The sequence below is a fragment of the Vibrio ordalii ATCC 33509 genome, assembly GCA_000257205.1.
Taxonomy (GTDB): Bacteria; Pseudomonadota; Gammaproteobacteria; order Enterobacterales; family Vibrionaceae; genus Vibrio; species Vibrio ordalii.
The window spans coordinates 1-323 of the sequence record AEZC01000149.1; the positions used below are offsets into that span (position 1 = coordinate 1).

Genomic DNA, 323 nt, shown 5'->3' on the forward strand with positions numbered 1-323 from the left:
TGCATTTATATTGGCTGTAAATGATAGAATATATAATGGTGATAAAATGACATTCAAATCAAAGAGAATTTTAGATTTGATGCAGGATGATTTTCCAAAAAATGGATGTACACCATATGAATATTATATGTCTATAACGGATTTTGTGTCTGGAATGACAGATAACTATGCTACATTTATAGCGAAACAAATAAGTGGAAGTGCAAAATAAAATATAACAAACGCTTCAAGAGGGACAGCCAACGCGTGGCATTTTTATCATGCGTTGGTTTTTGTGATTACGGTGTTATGCGGAAAGTTGGTAGTAGCGTTGCGGTGTTTTT

At 33.4% G+C, this 323-nt stretch carries 1 pseudogene; it reads left to right on the forward strand.

Features of this window, described 5'->3' with window-relative positions:
• Nucleotides 1–211: pseudogene (locus VOR_RS17120) on the forward strand (deoxyguanosinetriphosphate triphosphohydrolase); the annotation flags it as partial.
• Nucleotides 212–323 lie beyond the last annotated feature (112 nt).